Source organism: Spirillospora sp. NPDC052269, assembly GCF_040679435.1.
Lineage (GTDB): Bacteria > Actinomycetota > Actinomycetes > Streptosporangiales > Streptosporangiaceae > Spirillospora.
On the sequence record NZ_JBFAUU010000042.1, the window covers coordinates 1 to 9,932 of the forward strand.

The 9,932-nt window shown below is 73.1% G+C and carries 2 protein-coding genes; both read left to right on the top strand.

Annotated features, from left to right (window positions below; translation table 11 throughout):
- Positions 1-8 precede the first annotated feature (8 nt).
- Entirely contained in the window at positions 9-9,041 is a 9,033-nt protein-coding gene (locus AB0L06_RS43395) for an SDR family NAD(P)-dependent oxidoreductase (RefSeq protein ID WP_500237614.1), read from the top strand.
- A 25-nt stretch (positions 9,042-9,066) separates the two neighbouring features.
- A partial coding sequence (locus AB0L06_RS43400; RefSeq protein ID WP_500237615.1) for a beta-ketoacyl synthase N-terminal-like domain-containing protein occupies positions 9,067-9,932 on the top strand: 866 nt, incomplete at its 3' end.

The following is a 9,932-nucleotide window of genomic DNA, read 5'->3' on the forward strand; positions in this document are numbered from 1 at the left end:
CCTCGCATGTGGATTGGTCGGCGGGTGCGGTCGAGTTGGTCACCGAGACTGCCGCGTGGCCTGAGACCGGCCGGCCGCGCCGCGCGGCCGTGTCCTCTTTCGGAATAAGCGGCACCAACGCGCACGTGATCATCGAGGAGTCCCCGGTCCCGGCTCCCGCCCCGGAGCGGGAGCCGTTCGTGGGCGTGGTGCCGTGGGTGGTGTCGGCCAAGTCCGAGGCGGCGTTGGACGCCCAGGTGGAGCGGTTGCGTGCGTTCGCGGGCGAGCAGGCACCGGAGGCGGTCGATGTGGCCGTGTCGCTGCTGGAACGGACGGCGTTCGATCATCGGGCGGTGCTGCTGGCCTCGGCCGACGGCATCACCGAGGCGGCGCGCGGAACGGGTCGCGTCGGCCGCCTCGCGGTGGTGTTCTCCGGCCAGGGCGCGCAACGCCTGGGGATGGGCCGTGGACTGCACGCCCGCTTCCCGGTGTTCGCGGAGGCGTTCGACGAGGTCGTCGGGTACTTCCCCGGGCTGCGCGAGGTCGTCTGGGGCGATGACGCCGACGCCTTGAACCGGACGGGATGGGCCCAGCCCGCCCTCTTCGCTGTCGAGGTCGCCTTGTTCCGCCTGGCCGAGTCGCTGGGGATCGAGCCGGACTACGTGACCGGCCACTCCGTCGGCGAGATCACGGCGGCGCACGTCGCCGGGGTCCTGTCGCTGGACGACGCCTGCGTTCTCGTCGCGGCGCGGGCCCGGCTGATGCAGGCGCTCCCGGAGGGCGGGGCGATGGTGGCCGTGGAGGCCACCGAGGAGGAGATCCGCCCACTGCTCACCGACGGCGTCTCGATCGCCGCCGTCAATGGCCCGGACGCGGTCGTGCTGTCCGGCGTCGAGGCCGAGGTGCTCGCGGCCGTCGCGGCGCTGGGCGACCGCAGGAGCACACGGCTGGGCGTGTCGCACGCCTTCCACTCGCCGCTGCTGGACCCGATGCTGGCGGAGTTCCGCGAGTCCCTGATGGGCCTGACGTTCGCCCGCCCGGCGATCCCGCTGGTGTCGAACGTGACGGGCGGGATCGCTTCCCCGGACCTGGTCCGCTCACCCGACTACTGGGTGCGGCACGCCCGCGAGGCGGTGCGGTTCGGCGACGGCGTGGCGGCGCTGGCCGAAGCCGGCGTGACGGTCCTGCTGGAGCTCGGACCTGACGGAGCGCTGACATCCATGGCCTCCCGGACGGCCCCGGAGGCGGTCGCGGTCGCGGCCCTGCGCAAGGACCGGAACGAGGAAACGGCGTTCCTCGGAACGCTCGCACGACTGCACGTGGCGGGAGCCCGCATCGACTGGCGGGAGTTGTTCGCGGGTGCCGACGCGCGCCGCGTGGACCTTCCCGTCTACGCCTTCCAACGGGAGCGCTTCTGGCTGGACACGGGCGGCGTGGACGCGGCGAACGTGCGATCGGCGGGCCTGTCGACGGCCGGCCATCCGCTGCTGGCCGCCGTCGTCGACCTGGCGGACGGTGGCGGCAGTCTGTTCACCTCACGGCTGTCGGCGAGCAGCCACCCCTGGCTCGCGGACCACACCGTCGACGGCCGGACCGTGGTGCCGGGCACGGTGTTCGTGGAGCTGGCGATCCGCGCCGGGGACGAGGTCGCCTGTGCGACGGTCGCGGAGCTGACCCTCGAGACCCCCCTGGTTCTGTCCGGCCACGCCGCGGTGCTGCTCCAGGTGACGGTTGCGGCCCCGGACGATGACGGACGGCGCGAGTTCGGCGTCTTCGCGCGCGGTGAGGACCCCGGTGCGGCCTGGACCCGGCATGCGGTCGGCGTGCTGGAGGCGGCCCCTCTGACGGCCCCGGCGGCCGACCTTGCCGAATGGCCTCCCCGCGACGCGACGCGGATCGACACCGCCGGCCTGTACGACCGGCTCGACGCCGTGGGCCATGCCTACGGCCCGGCGTTCCAAGGGCTGAGAAACGCCTGGCGGCGTGCCGGCGAGGTGTTCGCCGAGGTCGAGCTTCCCGACGACGTCGACGGCGCGGCCGCGTTCGGCATCCATCCGGCACTCCTCGATGCCGCCCTCCACACCACCCACATCGCCCGTTCCGAGGACGCGTCCGGCACCCGTATGCCCTGGACATGGTCCGGGGTGACCCTGCATGCGTCGGCGGCGACCAGGCTGCGCGTGCACATGTCGGCGACCGCCGAAGACACGGTCTCGCTCGAGCTGACCGACTCCGCCGGGACGCCGGTCGCGTTCGTGCGTTCCGTGGTGCTACGCGCCGGAACGCACGGGCACGAACGCGCCGCCCTGCTGGAGGTCGGCTGGACGCCGGTTCCTGTTCGGAACTCCGACTCCGTTCCCGAGCACGTCGTGGTGCGCTGCGCCCCAGAGGCGGGGGAGGACGTCCGGACCGCCACCCGCCGGGCGCTGGAACGTCTCCAGGACCGGCTGGACGAGGAACGGCCCGCCGAGTCCCGGCTGGTGTTCGTCACCGAACGCGCCGTGGCCGCCGCCCCGGACGAGGACGTGCCCGACCTGGCCCACGCCGCGGTGTGGGGGCTGGTGCGTTCGGCGCAGACCGAGCACCCGGGCCGCTTCGCGCTGGTGGACCTCGAGTCCGGTGACGACGAGGCAGCCCTCACCGCCGCGTTGGCCACCGGCGAACCCCAAGTCGCCGTGCGCGGCGGCGTCCCACTCGCGCCCAGGCTGGCGCGCTCGGCGCCTACGGCCGGGGAGCGTCCGGTCCTCGGCCCGGAGGGCACCATTCTGATCACCGGGGCGACCGGCGCACTCGGCCGGGTTTTCGCCCGCCATCTGGTCGACGCCTACGGAGCCAGGCACCTACTACTCGCAGGAAGGCGCGGCTCGGCGGCTGACGGGATCGCCGCCTTGGTGACCGAACTGGAGGAGCGGGGTGCCCAGGTGACCGTCGTCGCCTGCGACGTCGCTGACCGTCGGGCCCTGGAGGCGCTGTTGGCCACCATCCCGCCCGAGCGTCCGCTCACCGCCGTGGTGCACAGCGCGGGCGTCATCGACGACGGCGTGCTCCAGTCGCAGACCCCCGAACGCTTGGACGCGGTCCTGCGCCCCAAGGTGGCCGCGGCACTCGCCCTGCACGAACTGACACGTGACCTGCCGCTCGAGGCGTTCGTCCTGTTCTCTTCGGTGGCGGGTGTGCTGGGCGGCGCCGGACAGGCCAACTACGCGGCGGCCAACGCCTGGCTCGACGCGCTGGCGCAACACCGCCGTGCCCTCGGCCTGCCCGCAACCGCCATCGCCTGGGGGCTGTGGGTCGAGGAGGAGGGACTGGGTAGCGGCCTCGGCGACGCCGACCGCGAGCGGCTGCGCCGTTCGGGCCTGGCCAGGCTGTCCACCGCGACGGGCCTGGCGATGTTCGACGAGGCCCTGCGCGGGGACCGGGCGGCCGTGGTGGGGGCCGGACTGGACACCACCGCGTTCCGCTCCGGCGCTGAAGAGGTGCCCGCGCTGTTGCGGGGGCTGGTCCGTCCGGCACGCAGGACCGCCGACGCCGGCGGCCCCTCACTGGCGCGGCGGTTGCTGTCGCTGCCTGAAGGCGAACGGGAACGGGTTGTCCGCGATCTCGTCACCGCCGAGGTGGCCCACGTCCTCGGTCGGGAGAGGCTGGGGACCGCCGACGCCGAGCGCTCCTTCCGGGAACTGGGCTTCGACTCGCTCACCGCGGTCGAGTTGCGGCAGCGCCTGACGACATCGACGGGGCTGCGGCTGCCCGCGACGGTCGCCTTCGACCATCCGAACCTCGTCGCGCTGGCCGGTCACGTTCTCGCCGAACTGACAGGGACGTCCGCCCCGGAGCCGGACACCGTCCCGGTGGTGCCGGCAGGCACCACCACCGCCGACCCGATCGCGATCGTCGCCATGGCGTGCCGCTATCCGGGAGGAGTGGAGTCGCCCGAGGAGCTGTGGGACCTGGTCGCCGGGGGAGTGGACGCGATCGGGGACTTCCCCGAGGACCGCGGCTGGAACCTGGAGGACCTCTTCGACCCGGACCCGGACCGGCCCAGGAAGTCCTACGTCCAGCAGGGCGGGTTCCTGCGCGACCCTGCGGGGTTCGACGCGGCGTTCTTCGGCATGAACCTGCGTGAGGCGCTGGCCGCCGACCCGCAGCAGCGGTTGCTGCTGGAGACGTCGTGGGAGGCGTTCGAGCGGGCGGGCATCGACCCGGTGTCCTTGCGCGGCAGCCGCACCGGCGTGTTCGTCGGGGCGATGCACCAGGGCTACGCCTCCCGCCTCGACAGCATCCCCGAAGAGCTGGAGGGCTACATCGGCACCGGGAACGCCGGGGCCATCATCTCCGGGCGGCTCTCCTACACCTTCGGGTTCGAGGGACCCTCGCTCACGGTGGACACGGCGTGCTCGTCGTCGCTGGTGGCGCTGCACCTGGCGGCGCAGTCGCTGCGGCAGGGCGAGTGCGATCTCGCGCTCGTCGGCGGCGTGACCGTCCTCGCGTCCGAGCAGGACTTCGTGGAGTTCTCGCGGCAGCGGGCGCTGTCCCCCGACGGCCGCAGCCGCGCCTACGCCGAGGCGGCGAACGGCGTGGCCTGGGCGGAGGGCGTCGGCCTCCTCGCCGTTGAACGGTTGTCGGATGCGCAGCGTAGCGGGCATCCGGTGTTGGCGGTGTTGCGGGGTTCGGCGGTGAATCAGGATGGCGCGTCGAATGGTTTGACCGCGCCGAATGGTCCGTCTCAGCAGCGTGTGATCCGCGCCGCGCTTGCTGACGCCGGGCTGTCCCCCGTCGATGTGGACGTCGTGGAGGGACATGGCACGGGTACCCCGTTGGGTGACCCGATCGAGGCGCAGGCGATTTTGGCGACCTACGGTCAGGACCGGGAAGACCCCCTGTTGCTCGGTTCGATCAAGTCGAATATCGGACACACCCAGGCCGCCGCGGGAGCCGCCGGTGTGATCAAGATGGTGGAGGCGATGCGGCGCGGAGTCGTGCCGCGCACGCTGCATGTGGAGGAACCGTCCTCGCATGTGGATTGGTCGGCGGGTGCGGTCGAGCTGGTCACCGAGACTGCCGCATGGCCCGAGACCGGCCGTTCGCGCCGTGCGGCCGTGTCCTCGTTCGGCGCCGGCGGTACCAACGCCCACGTTGTCCTGGAGGCGGCCCCCGCTCCTGGGGCCGACGCCGGGACCGAGGCCGAACGGGAGCCGTTCGTGGGCGTGGTGCCGTGGGTGGTGTCGGCCAAGTCCGAGGCGGCGTTGGACGCCCAGGTGGAGCGGTTGCGTGCGTTCGCGGGCGAGCAGGCACCGGAGGCGGTCGATGTGGCCGTGTCGCTGCTGGAACGGACGGTCTTCGATCATCGGGCGGTGCTGCTGGCCTCGGCCGACGGCATCACCGAGGCGGCGCGCGGAGCGGCAGGCGACCACCGGCTCGGCATCCTGTTCTCCGGCCACGGGGGCCACCGCCTGGGGATGGGCCGTGGGCTGCACGCCCGCTTCCCGGTGTTCGCGGAGGCGTTCGACGAGGTCGTCGGCTACTTCCCCGGACTGCGCGAGGTCGTCTGGGGCGACGACGCTGAACGGCTGAACGAGATCGTCTGGGCCCAGCCCGCGATCTTCGCCCTCGAGGTGGCACTGTTCCGCCTCACCCGGTGGCTGGGGATCGAGCCGGAGTACGTGACCGGCCACTCACTCGGCGAGATCACCGCGGCGCACGTGGCGGGCGTGCTCTCGCTGGCCGACGCCGCCGCCATGGTGAGCACCCGCGCCCGGCTGATCACGAGCATCCCCGAGAAGGGCGTCATGGTGGCCGTGGAGGCCACCGAGGAGGAGGTTCTCCCGCTACTCACCGACGGCGTGTCCATCGCGGTGATCAACGCTCCGGGCGCGGTCGTGCTGGCCGGGGTTGAGGTTGAGGTGCTCGCCGCCGTCGCCGCGCTGAAGGACCGCAAGAGCACCTTGCTGCGTGCCGCCGGGGCGGGCCACTCGGTGATGCTCGACCCGATCCTGGACGACTACCGCACGGTGCTCGAGACGCTGTCGTTCGCCGAGCCGCGGATCCCCATGGTGTCGAGCAGGACCGGCCGGGTGGTCGAACCGGGCACCGTGAGCAACGCCGAGTATTGGGTGCGGCACATGCGCGAGACCGTCCGGTTCGGCGCGGCCGTCACCGCGCTCACTGAGGCCGGGATGACGACCCTCCTGGAGCTGGGGCCGGACGGAGCACTGGCCGCGCTGGCGACGCGCTCCGAACCGGAGCTGCTGACCGTTCCCGCCCTGCGTAAGGACCGTGATGAGGAGGAGGCCCTGCTGACGGGCCTGGCCCGGCTGCACACGGTTGGTTTGGCGATCGACTGGGTACGGCTGTTCGCCGACGCCCGGCCCCGCCGCACCGCCCTGCCCACCTACGCCTTCCAGCGCGAACGGTTCTGGTTGGAGCCGACCGGGAACGGCACGGGCGACCTGCGATCGGCCGGGCTGGACGCCGCCGAGCACGCGATCCTCGGCGCGGGCGTGCAGCTGGCCGCGTCCGGTGGCCACGCCTTCACCGCCCGGATATCGCTGCGCGACCAGCCTTGGCTGGCCGACCACCGGGTCGACGGCATCGTCGTGGTACCGGGCACCGCGTTGGTGGAGTGCGCGCTTCGCACCGCCGACGAGGTCGGCTGCGCGACGCTGGCCGACCTGACGATCGTCGCCCCGGTGCTGGTGCCCGACGGCGGCTCGGTCCGGCTGCAGATCACGGTGGAGGCTCCCGAGGCGGACGGCCGGCGGGCGCTGGCGGTGCACGGCCGGGCCGACGGCGCCGAGGAATGGACCGAGCACGCCACCGGCGCGCTCGTCTCTGCGCCGGTCCCGGCCGCCGATGACCTCGCGCAGTGGCCGCCGCCCGGCGCCGAGCCGATCGCCGTGGACGACTTCTACGCGCGCCTGGCGACGATCGGGGCGAACTACGGGCCGTCCTTCCAGGGGATCCGCGCGGGGTGGCGGCGTGGCGACGAACTGTTCACCGAGATCGAATCGGCCGCGCCGCTCGACACCGACGGGTTCGGCCTGCACCCTGCGTTGTTCGACGCCGCCGTGCACTCGGCGGGTCTCATGGACGGGACGGACCGCCCGAAGATGCCGTTCTCTTGGAGCGGGGTCAGCCTGCACGCGGAACGGGCACCGCTCCTGCGGGTGCGCGTCACCCGCACCGGCGACGGCACCTTCGCCGTGCTCGCGGCCGACGGCGACGGACAGCCGGTCGCCGTGGTCGAGGCGCTGCTGGTGCGCGAGCTCACCGCGAACGCCACCGCTCGTGTCCCCGAGCACCTCTACCGCCCCGAATGGGTCGAGGTCTCCGGGCTCGCCACGGACGGCGGGCGGCGGGGCGACAGCGTCGCGCTGGGCGACGCCACCCTGGGCCTGGAGGTCTTCGGTCATCTGGATGCGCTGGCCAAGGCGGTCGCCGCTGGACGGTCCGTTCCCGAGGCGGTGCTGCTTCCCATCGAGGCCCCGGCGGGAACCGGCCTGGCGGCGGCGGCCCGCACCGTGACCCTCCGCACGCTCACGGCGATCCAGGACTGGCTGGCGAAGCCGGAACTGGCCGAGGCCCGGCTGATCTTCGTGACCCGGAACGCGACGGCCGGTGGCGCCGTACCCGGTGCGCCCGCCGTCGCCTCGGCTCGGGCGCTGGTCCGCTCAGCGCAAGCCGAGCACCCCGGCCGGTTCCTGCTGCTGGACCTCGATGCGGCGGGGCCTTCCACCGAACTGCTGGACCGGGTCGCCGTGCTCGACGAACCGCAACTCGCGGTCCGCGGCGACACGCTGCTCGCCCAGCGCCTGGTGCGGGTCCAGGAGGCGGGGGAGCCCCTCGACTGGGGTGGGAGCGTCCTGATCACCGGCGGCACCGGAACGCTCGGCGGGCTGGTCGCCAAGCGGCTGGTCACCGGGCACGGTGTGCGGCGGGTGGTGCTGGCCAGCCGCCGCGGCCCCGCCGCACCGGGCGCGGACCGACTGGTCGCCGAGCTGACGGAACTGGGCGCCGAGGTGGTCACGGTCGCCGTCGACATCACCGACCGGGCAGCGCTGGCGACGCTGCTGGCCGCCCACCCGGTGGACTCGGTCGTGCACTCGGCCGCCGTGCTCGCCGACGGGCTGGTCGAGGGCATGACCGCCGACGCCGTCACGACGGTCTTCGAACCGAAGGTCGACGCGGCGGTGCACCTGCACGAGCTCACCCGCGACTCCGGGCTGCGCGCGTTCGTGCTGTTCTCCTCCGTCGCGGGCACGTTGTGCACGCCCGGTCAGGGCAACTACGCCGCCGCCAACGGCTTCCTGGACGCGCTCGCCGAACAGCGGCGCGCGGCCGGATTGCCCGCGACATCCATCGCGTGGGGCCTGTGGGAGGAGACCAGCGAGAACACAGGCCGGCTCGCCGGGCGCGACCTGCAGCGGATGGCCTCCTCCGGGATGCTCCCGATGTCGACGCCGCAGGCTCTGGCCGTGTTCGACGCGGCGGTGGGCGGCGCGCCGGTCATGGCCGGGGCACGGGTGGACCGGAACGGACTGCGCGCCTTGGCCGACCAGGGCACGCTCCCCGCGCAGCTGCGCGCCTTGGTTCCGGCGGCCGCCCGCCCGGTGCGGCGCGGAGCAGGCCGGGGCAGCACGCAGAACGGCCTGGTGGAGCGGGTCCGCAGGCTGCCGATGGCCCAGCGGGAGCAGGCCGTGACGCGGGCCGTGCTGGCCGAGACCGCCGCCGCGCTCGGGCTCGGCGGGGCCGACGCTGTGCGGTCCGACCGCGACTTCAAGGAACTGGGCTTCGACTCGCTCACCGCCGTCGAGCTGCGCAACCGGATGGCCTCGGCCACCGGGCTGCGGCTGCCGGCCAGCCTGGTCTTCGACTACCCCAGCCCGCGTGCGCTGGCGGCGTTCCTGTTGTCCCGGATCGAGCCGGAAGAGGCGCCCGGACCTGACACGACAGGCCCGGCCGATGCGCGACCGGACGAGCCGGAGCCGGTCGAGGAGGACCGGATCGACGCGATGAGCGCCGACGACCTGATCGCCATGGCCCTCGGCGAGGGCAAGGACACCTGACGGTCTCCGCAGGAGAGGAAGAACAATGGCCAACGCCGACAGCAGGGTCTTGGACGCGCTCCGTGAGTCGTTGAAGGAGACCGAACGGCTGCGCCGACAGAACCGCGAGCTGCGGGCCACCGAGTCCGAGCCGATCGCGATCGTGGGTACGAGCTGCCGCTTCCCCGGCGGGGTCGCCTCCCCCGAGGAGCTGTGGACGGTGCTGACCGAGGAGAGCGACGTCCTCGGCGACTTTCCCGACGACCGGGGCTGGGACCTGGCGAACCTGTTCGATGACGATCCCGACGCCCACGGCCGCAGCTACGTGCGTCGGGGTGGGTTCCTGACCGGGGCGACCGAATTCGACGCCGCCTTCTTCGGGATCTCGCCGCGCGAGGCGGTCACCTTGGACCCTCAGCATCGGCTGCTGCTGGAGACGGCCTGGGAGGCGCTGGAACGGGCGCGGATCGTGCCGGGGACGTTGCACGGCACCCGCACGGGCGTGTTCGCCGGGATCATGGCGGGCACCTACGGACTGCGGCAGCGCGCCATCCCCGGCGCCTCCGGCCAGGACGAGTGGTACCTGGGCATCGGCAGCACGTGCAGCGTGGCGTCCGGGCGGATCGCCTACACCCTGGGGCTGGAGGGGCCGGCCTTGTCGGTGGACACGGCGTGCTCGTCGTCGCTGGTGGCGATCCATCTGGCGGCGCAGTCGCTGCGGCGTGGCGAGTGCACGCTCGCGCTGGCGGGCGGTGTAGCGGTGATGGCGACCCCGGCGGCCTTCACCGAATTCAGCCGCCAGCGCGGCCTTGCTCCTGATGGTCGTTGTAAGGCGTTCAGTGATGATGCGGATGGTACGGGTTGGTCTGAGGGTGTTGGGTTGGTGGTGTTGGAGCGGTTGTCGGATGCGCG